The following is a 17,759-nucleotide window of genomic DNA, read 5'->3' as shown; positions in this document are numbered from 1 at the left end:
GATGAAAGTTAAAAATCTCGTTGTTTTCTTATTAGTTGTTGTTCTTGTTTTTTATATGGGCGGTTGTGAAAATTCCACCCCTCCAAATAAAGAAAGTGCAACTAAAGATTTTCATAATATAAATGAAAGCCCGAAAAATAAAGACAAAATACCGATTGGAAAAAAGGATCCCAGTATAATTAAAGAAGAAAGCGAAAAAGAGAAGGCGGCTCTTGCGCAAAAGAATGAAGAAATGCTGCAGCAGAAAATTAGAGAGTATTTAAATACCAATAGCTTAAGCGGTACTTTCGCTGTTGTAAGGGGAAAACATATCCTTTTTAACGAAGGTGCAGGGTATGCAAATATCGAGGAAAAGTCATTGAATACAGCTTCAACCACCTATCCAATCGGATCGATTACCAAAATCTTCGTTTCAACTAGTATTATGATGCTTCAAGAAAGGCAGCTATTAAATATTCAGGATCCGGTCTCAAAATATATTGCTAACTTTCCAAATGGGGATAAAATAAAATTGTATCATCTATTAACTCATACTTCGGGAATACGGTCACCAAACTGGCAGAAAAGTGATAAAACACCGTTAAATTTAGTTCAGGAAATTGAAAAAGCACCAATAAAATTCCAACCAGGTGAAAAATGGGATTACCTCGATGCAAACTATATGATTCTAGGATATATCGTGGAAAAAACTTCTGAGATTTCACTTCATCAATTTATCCAGGAAAATATTTTTAATAAGATTTCTCTAAAGGAAACAGGATTTTTTACACATGAAAATCCTGTTCCCTATTCATCGGTGGGCTATATGAAACAAGATGATAAAGACAAGCCGACTAATTCTCTTAATCCCTATGTCTTATTTGGATGTGGGGATATTTATACAACCGCTTATGACATGGCACAATTTGATCAAGCATTGCTAAATGGTGAACTTATTTCAAAAAATAGTCTTGTGCAAATGACTACCCCTTCAGGGACGCACTCCAAGTATGCGCTTGGTGTTTATAATGATTTTGATAAAAATTATTATTTCAGTATCGGGGTATTGGGTGGATGGTATTCGATGCACGCCTATTATAAAGATAAAGATCAAACGCAAATTGTTATCTTAATGAATTCACGATCTAAGACTACTGAAATAGGAAATATTATGAGGGATATATACCAAATGGTCTTGGATTCACCGCTATCATCCAACATGGATGGTGCCCTATAAATCAAAATACAATTTGACCTAAGCCAGTCCGCGGACTGGCTTTTAAATTTACCTAGTTTGCGGGGGTGAAAAGCAGTTTGGCGGAATCCACCCCGAATCAGAAGAATCACCCATCCCCATACACTTTTTTATCATAAATAAAAATAGTTCCACATAGAGTGTAAGTGACATAGTGATTTTGCGTGAAGGAAACGAAAGGAGGAGTCGCTTTGTCCCAGGAGAATCAATCGTGCCTGCGATTTTCTTTGGAGGAGTCGTTGTGGTTTAGAAAAGGACAGGAAGTCGAAGAACTTGTTTCGATTTCCCTAGACCCGGACATCACCATCCAAGAAAACGATCAGTACGTAACCATACGTGGTTCGCTGGAACTCACCGGCGAATATAAAAGTTACGAAGCTAGCGATGAAAGCGAGGATGAAGGCTTTGCCTCGCAAAAGTTTGTTGAAAGGGTGGCAGAACGAGAGGAAGGAAGCTGTGAATTTTCCCACCGTTTCCCAGTCGACATTACGATTCCGAATAATCGGATTCAAAGTATTTACGATATCGATGTCCTCGTTGAATCCTTTGATTATTCCCTGCCGGAGCGCAGCTGTTTGAAGCTTTCAGCAGAGCTGACAATCAGCGGCCTTTACGGAACTGAACAACAGCAGCAACAAGAAGAAGAGGAGCCGGAATACGAGGTTCTTCACCGCACCGAAACGCTTGCGGCTGAGGAAGAAGTCTTTGTTGAACAAGAAACAGTTCAAAGCGCCTATGAAGAAAACTTCTTATTTGAGGTCGAGGCGAGAAAGCAACAGGAAGAAGAGAGTGTGGAGGTTTTACCTAAGTTCCCAACCTTCAACTATCAGCCTCAGGAAGTGAATGAGGAAGAAGACTTCGAGCCATTATGGAACCTTCAGGAGGCGAGAAGTGAAAGCAGCCATCATGACCAGGAAGTAACCTTTGAACAAGAGTCCATCCCAAATACGCACTTCGAAGATGACGTTACAATTGTGGAAGAAAGCTCATCCTCATCTGATGACATCATTAAAAAGGTAAAGAAGAAGCTGACTAAAAAGAAGAGCATGTCGTTGACAGAGTTTTTTGCTCGCAAGGATGAAAGCTCAGGCCAAGTGAAAGTAAAGGTATGTATCGTTCAAAAGGGTGATACCCTTGATGGACTGGCCGACCGTTATGATGTAACGGTTCCAAATCTCCTCAGGGTTAATAATCTGGAACTCAATCAGGATGTTTTTGAGGGTCAGGTTTTATACATTCCAGCGACGCTTGCAAAAAAATAACTTTTTAGAAAAGAAGATGAGCGGGTTTCTTTGACCTGCTCACCTTCCTTTTTAATCACACTTCTGGCCTGTTTAAGGAGAGTAGAAATCTGATGAGTGAAATGAATCGACTAGAAGCAATTCATCCTATTTTAAAAGATTATCTTGTTGAGCCCTATTTTGTCGAAGATTACGGTGGTGTCCAAAAGATCTATTCCAATAAAGGAACGTTTGCCCTGAAAAAAATCGCGCCGACAATTGGTACGGATTTCATTCGCCACGTTCATCTGCTTTACCAGAAGGGCTTTAATCGGATTGTCCCAATTTATCCGACAATGGACGGCAGGTATGCAGTCTTACACGAGAATAATCTCTATTATCTGATGCCATGGATGTCGAATGATTATAAGGAAGACCGCGAGCATAAAAACCAGCAGTTATTCCGGGAATTAGCCCGGCTTCATACGCTTTCCGCCAAAGAAATCACGGTGAGCAACGAAGAACGAACAGAGCACTATGAAAAGACGATAGAGCAAATGGATAAACATCAGGAATTCCTCGATGGCTTCATCGATGAATGTGAAAAAAAGACGTATATGTCGCCATTCGAGTTGTTATACTGCATGTATTATACCGAAATAAGCCAGGCACTGCGCTATTCGAAGGCTAAATTTGAAGACTGGTATGAGAAAACGAAAGAACTTGAAAAGGCCCGCATGGTTATTACCCACGGGAAATTATCGTCTGAGCATTTTCTCTTTGATGATCGCGGGTACGGTTTTTTTATCAATTTCGAAAATGCCCGTTACGGTTCACCTATTCATGATCTCCTCCCGTATTTATCACGCGCCTTAAATACGAGCCTAAAACGAAGTGATACGGCCCTTGACTGGGTCTATCATTACTATAAATACTTTCCATTTAAAGAAGATGAGAAATTATTATTCTACAGCTATTTAGCCTATCCGATTCCAGTGATCCAAGTCGCAGAAAGCTACTTTCGAAAACAACGTCCAAGAAATGAGCTGAAATTTGTCCGCAAACTCCAGCAGCACTATTGGCATTTAAAAAATTCGGAGTATGTCGTTATGCGCATGACGGAAATCGAAGCTCAGCAGCAGTATGCAAAAGAAGGAGCCCAGCAGCAGAGTGATTAACTGCATAATGGGCTCCTTAAATAATTTCGAAATAGATCGTAATGGCGATAACGATAAAGAATGACAATAATAAAACATCAAAGACGGTTGGTAAAAACATCGTTCGAATGAATTGAAAAATAATAAAAGGCAGAATCAATTGTCCGCAAAATCTCCGAAACGTTCTAAACCAGGGACGGTGTTTGTATTTTTGGAAATTTCCCCTCACTTAAAAAACCTCCCCATTCAAATCTGGCATTTGTTTATATATATTCGAAACATTTATAAATTCCCCTGAAAAATAACATATCGTATAAATTAAAAGAAATTTGGTAATCATGATTGACGTCAAGCCTTATTTTTCGTAGTATAACTATATAATTTAATTAGCGTAAGCAAAGACAGGGAAGAGTACGATGTCAGCCTGCTTCAAGAGAGGGAAATCAATAGCTGAAAGATTTCCTAAGAGGAACGGTCGGAAGGTCACCCATGAGCTTCTTCTGCGAACGGATGTCACAAATCCTATTAGTTGAAGACGGATCAAATCCGTTATCCTTTTTTAAGAGCCAATCATCTTTCTTGATTGGAAAAAAGGTGGTACCGCGAAGCAAACTCCATTCGTCCTTTTATGACGAGTGGGGTTTTTTTAATGGAGAAAAAAGGAGGAATAGTAAATGGAAACAAAAGAACTAACGATGCCAACTAAATACGATCCGCAATCGATTGAAAAAGGACGTTATGATTGGTGGCTCCAAGGTAAGTTTTTTGAAGCAAAAGACGATGAGGGCAAACAGCCGTACACCATCGTAATCCCGCCGCCGAATGTAACCGGAAAACTTCATTTAGGTCATGCGTGGGATACAACCTTGCAGGATATTATCACAAGGATGAAACGGATGCAGGGCTATGACGTTCTTTGGCTCCCGGGAATGGATCACGCCGGAATCGCTACCCAGGCAAAGGTTGAAGGAAAACTGCGCAGTGAAGGCAAAAGCCGCTACGACCTAGGCAGAGAGAAATTCGTCGAGGAAACGTGGAAGTGGAAGGAAGAATATGCTTCCCACATCCGGGCGCAGTGGTCAAAGCTGGGTTTAGGGCTCGACTACAGCCGTGAGCGTTTCACCCTTGACGAAGGCTTATCTGATGCCGTTCGCGAGGTTTTTGTAACCCTTTATAAAAAAGGTCTGATATACCGCGGCGAGTATATTATTAACTGGGATCCGTCGACAAAAACAGCTCTATCCGATATCGAAGTAATCTACAAAGACGTTCAAGGTGCTTTTTATCATATGAAATATCCGCTGGCAGATGGCTCTGGTTTCATTGAAATCGCGACAACCCGTCCAGAAACAATGCTTGGTGATTCAGCTGTTGCTGTTCATCCGGAAGATGACCGTTACAAGCATTTAATCGGCAAAACGGTAATTCTGCCAATCGTTGGCCGGGAAATCACAATCGTTGGCGACGATTATGTTGATATGGAATTTGGTTCAGGTGCTGTTAAAATCACGCCAGCCCATGACCCGAACGATTTTGAAATCGGCAACCGTCATAACCTTGAGCGCATTCTCGTGATGAACGAAGACGGCTCGATGAATGAAAAGGCAGGTAAATACCAAGGCTTAGACCGTTTTGAGTGCCGTAAGCAAATTGTCAAAGACCTGCAAGAATTAGGCGTTCTATTCAAAATTGAAGACCATTTGCATTCTGTTGGCCACTCTGAACGAAGCGGCGCTGTTGTTGAACCGTACCTTTCAACCCAATGGTTCGTAAAAATGCAGCCGCTTGCCAATGAAGCCATTGCCCTTCAAGCAAAAGAAAATAAGGTAAATTTCGTTCCAGATCGTTTTGAAAAAACCTACTTGCGCTGGATGGAAAATATCCGTGATTGGTGTATTTCGAGACAGCTTTGGTGGGGCCATCGCATCCCGGCATGGTACCACAAAGAAACAGGTGAAGTACACGTTGATCACGAGCCGCCTGCAGACATTGAAAATTGGGAGCAGGACAATGATGTGTTAGATACATGGTTCAGTTCAGCACTTTGGCCTTTTTCAACAATGGGCTGGCCAAACAAAGAAGCAGCAGATTTTAAACGCTACTTCCCAATAGGCGCACTTGTTACTGGCTACGATATCATTTTCTTCTGGGTATCGAGAATGATTTTCCAAAGCATTGAGTTTACAGGCGAACGTCCATTTAAAGATGTTCTAATCCATGGTCTCGTTCGTGACGAGCAAGGGCGCAAGATGAGTAAATCACTTGGCAATGGTGTTGACCCAATGGATGTCATCGACAAATATGGGGCCGATGCCTTACGATATTTCCTATCAACAGGAAGCTCACCAGGTCAGGATTTACGTTTTAGCACCGAAAAGGTAGAAGCAACCTGGAATTTTGCCAATAAAATTTGGAATGCCTCCCGTTTCGCGTTAATGAATATGGATGGGATGACGTACGAGGAAATTGATTTCAGCGGTGAAAAGTCTGTCGCCGATAAGTGGATTTTAACACGCTTAAATGAAACAATTGAGCATGTGACGAAACTTTCTGAGCGCTATGAATTCGGCGAAGTAGGCCGTGCCCTTTACAACTTTATCTGGGATGATTTCTGTGATTGGTATATCGAAATGGCGAAGCTGCCGTTATACGGTGAAGATGAAGCGGCAAAGAAAACGACTCGTTCGATTCTTGCTTACGTGTTAGACAATACGATGCGTTTATTACATCCGTTCATGCCATTCATCACTGAGGAAATTTGGCAAAACCTGCCGCACGATGGCGTGTCGATTACCGAAGCGAAATGGCCGGAAGTAAATCCTGCGTTTTCAGATGACGAAGCAGCCGGTGAAATGAAGCTGCTCATGGAGATGATCCGGTCTGTACGAAATATTCGTGCTGAAGTAAACACACCAATGAGCAAGAAAATCAAAATGCTCGTGAAAGCGAAGGATGAACAGGTTCTGAAAGCTGTCGAGAACAACCGCAGCTATATCGAACGTTTCTGTAACCCGGAAGAATTACAAATGGGGACAGACATTCAATCGCCGGAAAAAGCGATGACCGCCGTTTTAACCGGCTTAGAAATCTTCCTTCCACTCGAAGGCTTGATCAACATCGATGAAGAAATTGCCCGTCTTGAAAAAGAATACGAACGATTAAATAAAGAAGTAGACAGGGTTCAAAAGAAATTAAGCAATCAAGGCTTCATGAAGAAAGCACCGGAGAGTGTTGTTGCTGAAGAACGTGCAAAGGAAAAGGACTATTCCGAAAAAAGAAGCATTGTGGAAGCACGGATTAACGAATTAAGAGGATAAACAGAAAGTTTGAGGCGAATCCAACATGGATTCGTCTCGCCTTTATGAAAATCTTTTGAAAAAACGATCAAAACTCCGTCGGGACGGTTCATTTTCACAGGTGACTGTCATTTTTCGGCGGTTTTCTGTAGTTTATCGGGAAATCTACAACTTTTATCAGCGAATTTCTGAAGTTTATTAGCGAATATGCATATTTTATCAGCGAATTTTGAAATTTATTAGCGAATTTACAACTTTTATCAGCGAATCAATAAATAATACGGAAGGGGCGGTACTAAATGTTTTCAACCTATAAAGAAGCCCTGGAATGGATTCATGCTCGCTTACGACTAGGCATTAAACCAGGATTAAAACGAATGGAATGGATGATGTCCAGGCTTGGCAATCCAGAAACAAAGATAAAAACCGTCCATATCGGCGGAACAAATGGAAAAGGCTCAACGGTTACTTTTCTACGTTCGATTCTCGAAGCGTCAGGCTATACAGTTGGAACCTTTACCTCGCCATATATCGAGCAGTTTAACGAGCGTATAAGTGTCAACGGAAAACCGATTACAGATGAGGAGTTGCTAAAGCTTGCCAATGTCATTCGTCCATTGGCGGATGAATTGGAGGAAACAGAGCTTGGCGGTCCAACTGAATTCGAAGTCATTACCGCGATGGCCTTCGATTATTTTGCCAACAACAGCAAGGTCGACATCGTTATTTTTGAGGTAGGTTTAGGCGGGCGGTTCGATTCCACCAATATCCTTCATCCGCTAGCTTCGATTATCACCAATATTGGTCTTGATCACACGAACATCCTCGGTAACACCTACGAGGAAATCGCTTTTGAAAAAGCGGGAATCATTAAGGATAATACCCCCGTTTTTACCGCCGTCAAACATCCTGGTGCACTAAACGTAATTATCGAGCAGGCGGCTCAAAAGACCGCACCTATTTTCCGCTTAAATCAGGAGTTTTCCATTAGTGCTCATGAATCGCTTGAAAAAGGGGAAGCATTCACATTACAAACGGAAACACAAACCATGAGCGAGCTTGAAATCAGAATGATGGGCCAGCATCAAACAGAAAATGCGGCACTCGCGGTTAATGCAGCCCAATTTTTAGATCAAAAAGGCTTGTTCACGATTAGCAGCCAAGCAATCCGAGATGGGTTAAAAAAGGCCTACTGGCCGGGGCGATTTGAAATTCTCTCGCAAGACCCGCTGGTCATCATTGATGGGGCCCATAATGACGAAGGCGTTACAGCCCTAGTCCAAGAACTATCAACCCGTTACCCGGATCGTCACATCCAGATTGTGTTTGCGGCCTTAAAGGACAAAAAGCTCGACAAAATGATCGCCAAGCTCGACAAAATTGCTCATCAAATCACGTTTGTCAGCTTTGATTTTCCCCGCGCCGCAAATGCCGAGGATTTGCTGCAAATCAGCCAATCAGCGAACAAACTGGCGGTCGACAACTGGAAGAGCTATTTGTTAGAAGAAATTTATAACATAGATACGAAAGACATGGTAGTAATTACCGGTTCTCTCTATTTTATTTCGGAGGTTAAACCTCATTTATGTAAATATTTGAAAAATAAGACGATTTCTCTATGACAAGCCGCCTATTTTTTGATAATATTAGATTATCTTGAATTAACGATAAATGATTTCGAAAAAGGGCGGAGCGCCGCCACAACGGATTAGAAGGAGGGGGAGAGTCAAATGCCTGTCAAGCCACAAGTGCAAAAAACAATTTTTCTAGTTTGGTTTTTGCTGGTTCCAGCCGGTTTATGGTATACCTATATCCATTATCCCCCTCACTTCACCGGCAATTGGGTAGATATTTTGGCGTTTTTACTGTTAACACTAGCTGTTGCGTCGATGCCAATTGTCATCAATGATATGTTTATCTTTCTCATTCAATGGGTGGCACTTGCGACCTTTTTAAAATTCGGCTTATTCGTCGAAATCCTCTTTGCCCAGGCAGCGGTTATTAGTTTACTTGTACGACTTAGGATCCTGAAAAATGGTCAACTATTTCGTCTGCCGCTGAATTTAATTATGTTCTTTATTGTTTCTTTTGTCAGCGGGATTATTTATTTCTTAATTGGCGGCGAAACGGGTTCTAGCTTGTCTCACGATAGGCATGCACTTATGCTGGCTGTTGTCTATGCCGTGTTAAGTTATCTATTAAATCAAATCATCATTTCTTTTAATCTCTTTTTTATTTATAAAAGGAAAGAGTCCTATTTTGGCAAGGACTTCTTTGTCGAAACGATTACCACGTTAATCACGTTGCCGATTGGGATTATGCTGTACATTTTATACAAACAGGTGGGAATACTAGCTATCGTGTTTGTCGGAATTCCATTTGTAAGTTTGTCCATAGTGTTTAATCTTTACTATTCAAGTCAAAAGATAAACGCATACTTACAAAAGGCCGCGGAAATTGGTCATCAATTAGCCGAACGCCTGAATGTTAACGATGTCATTCACTTGTTTATTCAGAAGCTTAGTGAAATGCTGCCTGTTGATTATGCCTATATCCTTGAAGTCTCAGGAGACGAGCTTAAATTAATTCGCCGGATTGAAAGCGGTACTGTAATGGCCAATGACGTCAAACCATTGAAAAAGAACGAAGGTATTAGCGGTATGGTTTGGGCGAAACGGAAAGCTTTTCTATTCTCTGCAAAGATGGAGTGGCGAGGTCTTGTCAGCGGCTATATCCCGAGCGATGTCGAAAGTATTCTTTGCGTCCCAATCGTAAGCAGTAAAAAAGTAACTGGCGTATTATTACTGGCGTCAAAGAAGAAGCGGGCCTATGAAAAATTTCAGCATATGATAATCGATATCCTCTGCTCCCATTTTGCCGTTGCTATGGAAAACGCCAGGCATTATGAACAAACCAAAAGGCAAAGTGAACGCTGCGCGTTAACAAAATTATATAATTACCGCTATTTTGAGAACATGTTAACTGAAGAGTTTGAGAAAATGACTGGCTTCGAACGCGAGACGCTCTCATTAATCATCCTTGATATCGACCATTTTAAAGAGGTAAACGACACCTATGGCCACCAAAGCGGTAATGAAATCCTTATCGAGCTAGCAAACAGAGTGAGTAAGCTGGTAGGCGCCCGCGGGACTGTGGCTCGATACGGAGGCGAGGAATTCGTCGTGCTATTACCCGATACCTCAAAGGAAGAAGCCTATCAAATGGCTGAGCACATTAGGCAGTCAGTTGCGAACTGGCCGTTTACCCTTCAGCAGTCGTTAGATCAAAAACAGCAGCAGGTGAGGATTACCGCTTCGATTGGAGTCGCAACCGCACCAGAGGACGCCGAAGATGCACTTGCATTGATTCGCCACGCCGATCGAGCTCTTTATGTGGGGGCGAAAAGGGCTGGGAGGAATCGGGTCGCGGAATATGTAAAATAAAAGGCAAAAATCTGGAATAGGGTTTTTGCCTTTTTATTGTCCTTTTTTAATAAGGAAGAATATTAATTTCATAATTTATTCTGTAGTTATTGCTAGGAAATTTGCTATAATAGTAAAAAAGACATAGAAAATTGACAGATAAGATAGATTAATGAGGAAGTAAGAGGGGGGATAATAAATGAAACGTTTTTTTTCAACAATTTCAGTGGTATTTCTTTTATTCGGTTCTGTAATTCAGACGTCCTATGTGAAAGCAGATACTCCACCAAAACCTAATCTCAAAGTGTTAGAGATTGTGGATGTTGGTTCTTCAAAATTAACTAAAACCATATTAGATAGCGGGAACAACAATTATTCTGTTGAAACGGTAACGATGAAGAAATTTGTCGCTTCTAGAGAGGAACTTGCTGGGAAATATGATATCATAGCGATCCCAGATGGAGGTGCCTACTCTACTAAGACTGTACCTCAATTGCTTGCAGAAAATGGGAATAACCGTACATCCGCCCATGCCACAACGAATATAATGAATGATATTTCTAAGTTAAAAGCAGACGAAATTATAAAAGATTTTATTAATAAGGGACAGCCAGTTATACTTGGAAATACCAGTATAAAAAATGGTGGAAACCTTCAGACACAATTTAATGGTAAGTTTTCTGCGAAAGAAAATGTGCTATTTTATACTAGCAATCATGCAAACGCAGCAACAGCATTAAACAGTTTTATTAACGGGAATAAGTACTTATTGCGCCCAAGATTTGATTTAACTGCTAAACCATCAGAATTAAGCCAAGAATATAAGCCAGGTGACAATCTTCAATTTACTATAAAAATGCTTACCAATATCCAGTCTAAGAATTTGCTTGCTAGTTTATTTATTGATTCGGATTTCAATGATAGATATGATCCGTCAGAAATAGTTCTTGAAAAGCAAATAACGAATACCACCGATTCGATTAGTTATGTATTGCCAAGAGGCTATAGTGGGATTCGAAATTGGAAGCTTGAAGTTACTGATATAGGAACAAATCTGAAGGATTATCAAAAGGGAACAATCAATTTTACAGATCAACAGGTAGTGGTTAATGTTCTACAGGTCCAAAGTGGAAGTAATGACGGAAGTAGTCTAAAAACCGAAACTAATATGAATCAAAAGTATCTAAGTACTGATAAGTATCAAATTAACATTGATGTGACGGATATGGCACAATTCAATAAGAGCAAAACAGAAGCGAATGCTACATATTCACATGAAAACATTAATGGAAAATACGATATGCTTGTTTTTGGATTTAAAGACGAGTACAACAAAGCGGCTATTAATGTGAATGCTGTTGGATCAGTAAGAAAATTTATAGATACGAAGCAAAGTATATTATTCACACATGATACGATATATGATTCAGGTAACAATTGGGTAACTAATTTTATGAATGATACGGGTCAGAAGCCCCCGCAAACGAATCTTGGCTTAAATGCGCCCAATACTTCCAAAACAACGATTAAGGTTAATGAAGGATTAATAACAAAATACCCCTATCAATTGGGCTCAAATATTGCGATAAATACTACTCATAATCAGTACTATACCTTAGATTTAGAAGACTCTGATGTTACACCTTGGTATAATATAACTGGAAGTAGTCGTGATATAAACGATAGTTGGAATCACTATTATACTTATTCTAAGGGGAACATCACATATTCAGGGACAGGACATACCAATAGTAATTTCCCTGATGACGAACAACGACTATTTGTTAACACCATGTATCGAGCTTTCTTAGGATCCAATCACGCTCCTGTAATTACAGTCAATACACCAGGAAACGGCGATAAAATTCCTGCACATCAAAAAATTGAATTGTCTTATAATATCCAGGATTTTGATTTAAAGGACAAATTTGTTTCAACAAAGGTTTTTTTAAATGAAAAACAGGTGTATTCACAGGATAATGTGACAAATGGCTCTACAATTGTTCAATCAATTGACCATGGTATGCCAAACGGTGGAAATGCAATTTTAAGAATTGAAGCGACAGATAAAAGTGGAGCAAAATCAGAAAAAGTGTTGAACCTTGCCATGGTCAAGATCAACGCAAATCTTGAGGTAAGTAGAAGTGCATCGACAAATGAAATTATTCCTGTAAATAAGGATATTAAGCTAAATTATGCTATTAACCCTAAGGAAATAAGTGGTGTCGCTGCGCAAACGTTAGGTTCCAATGCAATATTATCAAATGTAACCTATACCGAAACATTTCCTCCAAATATTGAGCTTGTATTACCATTATCAAGTGACTTTACTAAAACAGGTAATTTATCAACTGGATACACAGTCACTGGCAATCTAGCTTCGATCACCTATAAAAAGATTGGTGATAAGTATATAGCTTCGCCGGTAAATTTTGCGATTTCTGTAATTCCAAAAACCAAAGGTCAGTTTATCTTTAATAATGCAAAACTTACTTATAAGGATATTGATAATAGTACGAAAGAACTTCAATTTAATACTGTTACAGTACGATCAGATTATGAAGTCACTAGTATTCAAATGCCTGAAAATGTGGTATTAAATAAAGGGATGCCAAAAAACTTTGCCCTTGATTTGAAAGTTCTTCCGGAAAACGTTGGAATAAAGGAAATTAAGTGGTCGGTAACAAATAATTCAATATTTACCATTGACGCAGATTCGGGAGTAGTTACTGCAAAGGATTTAGGAGATGGGTACGTTAATGTTAGAGTAACAGATGTCTTTGGTAATGTAAAAGTTGCTTCCACATATGTTACAGTTAGGATTGCTGTTGAAAATATTCTCGTAAATGATATCACGATGAATGTTGGGGACACGAAGGACTTGCCAATAACCATCACGCCTGCTGATGCTAAATATGGTCTCTCCATTGTCCTTGATGAACCAAGCTTAGCCTCCATTGATAAAGATAAATTTAAACTTACAGCTCTTAAACCTGGTACAACGAAACTAAGGGTTAGTGGAATAAATTCCAATGGGGATGTTATCAGCAAAAGTGCTAGATTAACGGTTAATAATATTCTTGTTAGCGAAATTATCGTTGATCCAAGCTTCAAAAAGTTAAATAAATTTGAAGAATTTATTTTTGGAGTAAAAATAGAGCCTGAGAATGCTACTAATAAAAATTTAATTTGGAGATCACTTAATCCTTCTATCGTTCAAATGTTAGAAAATGGTAAGGTCATCGGGAAATCAACAGGTACAGCTACTATTGAAATTTCAGCGGCGGATGACGGCAGAGCAAAAACAACAGTCACAGTTGTTGTTGGCTCTCCATTGACTGGTATTGAGACAAGCCCACCTGAAATCGATATTACCAAGGGTGATAATAGTAAAAATATTAAAAACTTCCTCGTATACCATCCTGGAGATGCAACGAATATAAAAGATGGAATTACACTTGATTCATCCGATACGTATATTCTGGATGTTGATTCAAATGGAAATATTTTAGCGAAACGTATAGGGAAGGCTAGTATTACTATCACGGTTCAAGATGAAAACGGTAAACCGTATTCAGCAATATTAAAGGTAAATGTTATTGAACCAGGTACTGGTGCTGGAGATAATGACAAATATTAATTGAATAGTGAGAAGCCATAACAGTTGTTATGGCTTCTCAGCATTCCACCCCTAAAAAGGAGCCCTCAAAGTGAAAAAGACAAAATGGCTAGTTCTTATCGGAATCATATTAGTGATCGTGTTCGCCATTCTGCTCATCAATAAAGCTGGATGGTTTCAAGGAAAATCAGAGGAAGAGAAGCAAAATGATATCATCAGTGCGATTGATAATAATGATACAAATAAAATCAACAAATTTATCAAAAATAAATACCCACTTAATTTTATCTCAAACGAAGGCTTTACACCGTTTGAAACAGCGTTGAATGATCGTTCACTAGAATCAGCTATTCTTCTATTGGAAAATGGTGCCAAAATTAACGATAAATCTTCCACACCCTTATTTGTGCAAATTGTCGCCAATATGTATGATTACCAAGTATCTGAAGAAGGTCCAGAATATCAAAAGGAACTAAATTCTTATAAGACATTATTAAAAATCGCAAGCAAGAATAAATTAAATAACATCAATGCCACTAATGAATTAGGTAACACGACATTACATATAGCTGCATTGAAAGGTCACCCAGAAATAATAAAGTATATTATCGGTCTTGGAAGTGAGCCAACAGGAAGAAATAAGGCAAAAGAAACACCGTTATTGATTGCTGCAAAGGCTGGAAATTTAGAGGCAGTCCAACTTTTATATCAATATCATAATGAAAATTTAGATAAAGACAATGAGGGAAATAATATATTCTACAGTGCAGCGATGAATGGAAGAAAAGACATCGTTGACAATCTTCTTCTTGAAAGTAAAGAAGGGCTTAATGATAAAAATGCCGTGGGTAAAACTGCCTTGATTATAGCAGCAGAATATGGATATACAGACATAGTAAAAATGTTGCTAAATAACGGGGCTGATCCATCATTGAAAAGTAGTGAAGGAAAAACGGCATTAGAATATGCCTTGCACTGGAATCATGAAGAAATTATCAAGTTACTAAAATAGCCGATAAGGATGATTCCTTATCGGCTTTAGCTTAGTTTTTTTTCATTAAATCAGTTAATACTTCCAGTTGATCTACTTTTGGAAGACCTTGTGCTTGATTAATAAAAAGCTTTTTATTATTTTTAATTATTAGTCGGGAAGCCTTTTCATCACTCTTTGATACAAATGTTAAATCCGTACTGTCAGCACCCGGTACCGTTCCACGAAACGCATTCACCTCTAAATTTCCATGTGCAAAAAGTCCACCATCAATATTAATATAAGATCCTATTGCATAAACCACAGCATCTGAATTTGTATATAGAAATGCTTTAATGGAATCTACATGGTCAAGATTGGAACTATCCGGATTCTGAAATTTATTCAATCTGGCAATTTCTAAGTTTCTCTGAGTCATTAATATTAGCTCGCCAGAATCTAATCCAGATATATCAACATTATTGATTTCTGTATTGCCCAATACATACATGGTTGAATTAAAAGCAATCTTTCCTTTTATGCTTACATTACCAGTGACAAGTATATTAGCAGAAACGTTCATTTTTTCATTTCCGATATTTTCAAAATAGGCATCTCCATTAATGACCAGCCATTTTGATTTATCAATGGTTAGGTTGTTTGTATCTATAAAGGCATTACTATTATATAAGTAACTCTTTGCAGATGAGTTACCTTCAATCTTATTAAAAGATTTGAGAATCTGTACAGCATTATTCCCTTCATTAAAAGTACCTATAGAAGAAGCTACTAGTTCTAATAATTTTTTGTTCGACATATTGGAGGTATTAAGGCTAGGATCAATAATACCACTGTTTTTCAGCTTTTCAATAAAGGTTTTGATAATATCTACCTCAACAAACTCTGTATTTTCCTTTGAATAGGTGGGAGCCGTTGGATCAAAAACTTGATTTATCTTACTTATTTCCAGTGGTAAAAAAGTATTTTTAGTTGATCCATCATAGCATTTATTATTGCAAAAATTGATATTCTCGTTTTCAAGAAAAAGAAAATTACTGTCTTTATTAAATACTGAAGGAAAGGTAGTATTCACTGTTTTTGAAACGTTATTATATACATATCTTGCTTGATTACTAATTTCAATTTTATTATTCGCATAAATATTTCCTTCTTTTAAATAAAGAGAACCGTTGATGGTTAAAACATCCCGTGATCCAATCGCATATTTTAGAAAGCTTGGCATCGGTGTAATATAGACTGTTTGACTGTAACTTTGACCGTTTGGAGCTTTGCTACTAACCAATAGTACTCTTGTGAAATCCTTTAAATCTGGTCTATCATTTGTTATTTGATAATCTAATGGATTATTTAGAATTTTATCTGTTATCATTTGGTTGTAGTCTTCAATAGACATCTCAGGTGTATATTCAAGTTTAATTGTTTTTTTAATGTAGGCGGCTGCCTCATTGAGAGTTCTTATGGCGTCTAGATTTTCGACAATACTTTCTTTTCTAATCTCCGTTCGTTTAGCCCCACCAATACTAGCGGATAAGATTGTCAATCCTAATATTGTGAAGACTAAAATCATCAACAGAACAACTAGAAGAGTAGAGCCTTTTTCATTTTTTATCATCTAATCACTCCTTTTAGAAGCCAAATGTACTATTTAAGATTAAGGGTTTTGTTTTTATGACACTATTGGGACCTTGATTACTATCTTCAATGACTAAATTTAATGAAATTCTGCCATGCCTGCATTTTCCGCTTGAATCTGGTAAACTGCACGAACCAATTGAAATGGAAGAAGTTTCAGAATTGACTCCATCTGTAACGGTAGTGTTTTTAACTCTTACTGTTTGTATTTCTGTTTTTTCTATCGATTGATTTTTTTCATTTAGTTTCTCAATAAAAAATTTTTGGTTTTCTTGATAAATTAATGTATTATCTTCAATTTCAGTAGAATCCTCTACAATAAAACCTTCGACATTTTTTGGCTTGTATCTTACCATTTGGATGCCCTTTGCCCCGGTATCATTATTTTCATATGGTAATATATAATTCGGTGGGCTGTTGTACATTTCATTAAGAATCATTGTTGCTACATAATCAGCATCATCCCTTAAATGGCCTTCGATTCCAATTTTTTGATAGAGCTTTAAGCCTGTTACAAAAACGCTATAGATGATACCAGATAAAATGCTCATAATTACTAGAGTGGCTAAAACTTCAACCAGGGTCATTCCTCTATTAGAAGAAATTAGCTTCATCATTTTTTTATTAAACCCCTTACTGTAGCAGTTTGATTTCCCCATTTTACTTCAACTTCAACACCGGTTAAATACATGGTTAAATCATGCGATACTTGATTATTATCCAATTTAACATCGCTTGTTAACGTTACGATAGCGGAATAGTTTACATTATTGATAGTGGATGAAAAGAACCCTTCGCAAACTGCTACGGATTCAAAAGCAGAATCCTTACAATTTTCAGTTGTTAGTTGTACTTTTTTGGGAGGATTTTTACCTGGAAAGTATTGTGCCTGAAAACGATTGTAATCCTGCTGTTCCATATAATATAAAACATTCCTTGCTACATTTATTCCCACAGTTTTATCCTGATTTTTTTTTGTATAAGAGTAAGCTTGATTAAAGAAAGATAAGAAAGTAGTCAGGACTATTCCTAATAGAGTGATAGACACTAAAACCTCTATTAAAGTTAGACCTTGTTGATTTTTTAGTAATTTACACATAATCTTTTCTTCGCCTTCTTTCAAAATATAATAAATTTCTAATGATTGAAAAATGTCAATCTAAATAAGGTGTAGTAAGGGAATAAGAT

General features: G+C 38.2%; 12 protein-coding genes and 1 other annotated feature. Of the genes, 8 read left to right on the top strand and 4 right to left on the bottom strand.

Features of this window, described 5'->3' with window-relative positions:
• Position 1: 1 nt before the first annotated feature.
• The 3 genes from BANVL01_RS04760 to ysxE all read left to right on the top strand — a co-directional run bounded on the left by BANVL01_RS04760 (position 2) and on the right by ysxE (position 3,632).
• A complete protein-coding gene (locus tag BANVL01_RS04760) occupies positions 2-1,216 on the top strand; it encodes a serine hydrolase domain-containing protein (RefSeq protein WP_066090562.1) in 1,215 nt (404 codons plus the stop codon).
• Between the two features lie 182 nt (positions 1,217-1,398).
• Positions 1,399-2,496, top strand: coding sequence for a stage VI sporulation protein D (spoVID, locus tag BANVL01_RS04755; RefSeq protein ID WP_268874909.1), 1,098 nt, complete (start codon positions 1,399-1,401; stop codon positions 2,494-2,496).
• A 92-nt stretch (positions 2,497-2,588) separates the two neighbouring features.
• Positions 2,589-3,632, top strand: a complete 1,044-nt coding sequence (ysxE, locus tag BANVL01_RS04750) for a spore coat protein YsxE (protein ID WP_066090556.1) — start codon at positions 2,589-2,591, stop codon at positions 3,630-3,632.
• Between the two features lie 16 nt (positions 3,633-3,648).
• On the opposite strand, the gene BANVL01_RS04745 is transcribed toward ysxE, so the two are convergent.
• Positions 3,649-3,840 (bottom strand): YszA family small membrane protein, encoded by a 192-nt coding sequence (locus BANVL01_RS04745; protein WP_024026830.1) that lies wholly within the window; start codon positions 3,838-3,840, stop codon positions 3,649-3,651.
• 160 nt (positions 3,841-4,000) lie between these two features.
• Positions 4,001-4,240: a binding site (T-box leader), on the top strand.
• A gap of 45 nt (positions 4,241-4,285) precedes the next feature.
• Between BANVL01_RS04745 and BANVL01_RS04740 the strand changes: the two genes are divergently transcribed.
• The 5 genes from BANVL01_RS04740 (at position 4,286) to BANVL01_RS04720 (ending at position 14,960) form a co-directional block, all read left to right on the top strand.
• Complete coding sequence (locus BANVL01_RS04740; protein ID WP_066090553.1) at positions 4,286-6,928, top strand: valine--tRNA ligase; 2,643 nt, start codon at positions 4,286-4,288, stop codon at positions 6,926-6,928.
• A 278-nt stretch (positions 6,929-7,206) separates the two neighbouring features.
• Positions 7,207-8,529: a bifunctional folylpolyglutamate synthase/dihydrofolate synthase gene (locus BANVL01_RS04735; protein WP_066090550.1), complete on the top strand. Its 1,323-nt coding sequence runs from the start codon at positions 7,207-7,209 to the stop codon at positions 8,527-8,529.
• A 108-nt stretch (positions 8,530-8,637) separates the two neighbouring features.
• A complete protein-coding gene (locus tag BANVL01_RS04730) occupies positions 8,638-10,350 on the top strand; it encodes a sensor domain-containing diguanylate cyclase (protein ID WP_082804865.1) in 1,713 nt (570 codons plus the stop codon).
• 178 nt (positions 10,351-10,528) lie between these two features.
• Positions 10,529-13,969, top strand: a complete 3,441-nt coding sequence (locus BANVL01_RS04725; protein WP_066090547.1) for an Ig-like domain-containing protein — start codon at positions 10,529-10,531, stop codon at positions 13,967-13,969.
• 70 nt (positions 13,970-14,039) lie between these two features.
• Entirely contained in the window at positions 14,040-14,960 is a 921-nt protein-coding gene (locus BANVL01_RS04720; protein ID WP_066090544.1) for an ankyrin repeat domain-containing protein, read from the top strand.
• 31 nt (positions 14,961-14,991) lie between these two features.
• On the opposite strand, the gene BANVL01_RS04715 is transcribed toward BANVL01_RS04720, so the two are convergent.
• Genes BANVL01_RS04715 through BANVL01_RS04705 form a run of 3 tightly spaced genes read right to left on the bottom strand, consistent with a single transcriptional unit; the run spans position 14,992 to position 17,694 of the window.
• Positions 14,992-16,551 carry a hypothetical protein gene (locus tag BANVL01_RS04715; protein ID WP_066090541.1) on the bottom strand — a complete coding sequence of 520 codons (1,560 nt, stop codon included), beginning with the start codon at positions 16,549-16,551 and terminating at the stop codon, positions 14,992-14,994.
• A gap of 13 nt (positions 16,552-16,564) precedes the next feature.
• Complete coding sequence (locus tag BANVL01_RS04710) at positions 16,565-17,188, bottom strand: PulJ/GspJ family protein (protein WP_066090538.1); 624 nt, start codon at positions 17,186-17,188, stop codon at positions 16,565-16,567.
• A complete protein-coding gene (locus BANVL01_RS04705; protein WP_156482194.1) occupies positions 17,185-17,694 on the bottom strand; it encodes a type IV pilus modification PilV family protein in 510 nt (169 codons plus the stop codon). The genes BANVL01_RS04710 and BANVL01_RS04705 overlap by 4 nt, the downstream gene beginning before the upstream one ends.
• Between the last annotated feature and the right edge of the window lie 65 nt (positions 17,695-17,759).

This window comes from Neobacillus novalis NBRC 102450, assembly GCF_001591805.1.
Taxonomy (GTDB): domain Bacteria; phylum Bacillota; class Bacilli; order Bacillales; family Cytobacillaceae; genus Neobacillus; species Neobacillus novalis.
The sequence above is the reverse complement of the archived record's forward strand: the minus strand, read 5'-3'. Positions and strand labels throughout refer to the sequence as shown.

What these genes read in the sequence shown, in the direction of transcription:
- BANVL01_RS04760 (WP_066090562.1), top strand. Translation starts at nt 2, where the DNA reads ATGAAAGTTAAAAATCTCGTTGTTTTCTTATTAGTTGTTGTTCTTGTT.
- ysxE (WP_066090556.1), top strand. Translation starts at nt 2,589, where the DNA reads ATGAGTGAAATGAATCGACTAGAAGCAATTCATCCTATTTTAAAAGAT.
- BANVL01_RS04740 (WP_066090553.1), top strand. Translation starts at nt 4,286, where the DNA reads ATGGAAACAAAAGAACTAACGATGCCAACTAAATACGATCCGCAATCG.
- BANVL01_RS04735 (WP_066090550.1), top strand. Translation starts at nt 7,207, where the DNA reads ATGTTTTCAACCTATAAAGAAGCCCTGGAATGGATTCATGCTCGCTTA.
- BANVL01_RS04730 (WP_082804865.1), top strand. Translation starts at nt 8,638, where the DNA reads ATGCCTGTCAAGCCACAAGTGCAAAAAACAATTTTTCTAGTTTGGTTT.
- BANVL01_RS04725 (WP_066090547.1), top strand. Translation starts at nt 10,529, where the DNA reads ATGAAACGTTTTTTTTCAACAATTTCAGTGGTATTTCTTTTATTCGGT.
- BANVL01_RS04715 (WP_066090541.1), bottom strand. Translation starts at nt 16,551, where the DNA reads ATGATAAAAAATGAAAAAGGCTCTACTCTTCTAGTTGTTCTGTTGATG.
- BANVL01_RS04710 (WP_066090538.1), bottom strand. Translation starts at nt 17,188, where the DNA reads ATGATGAAGCTAATTTCTTCTAATAGAGGAATGACCCTGGTTGAAGTT.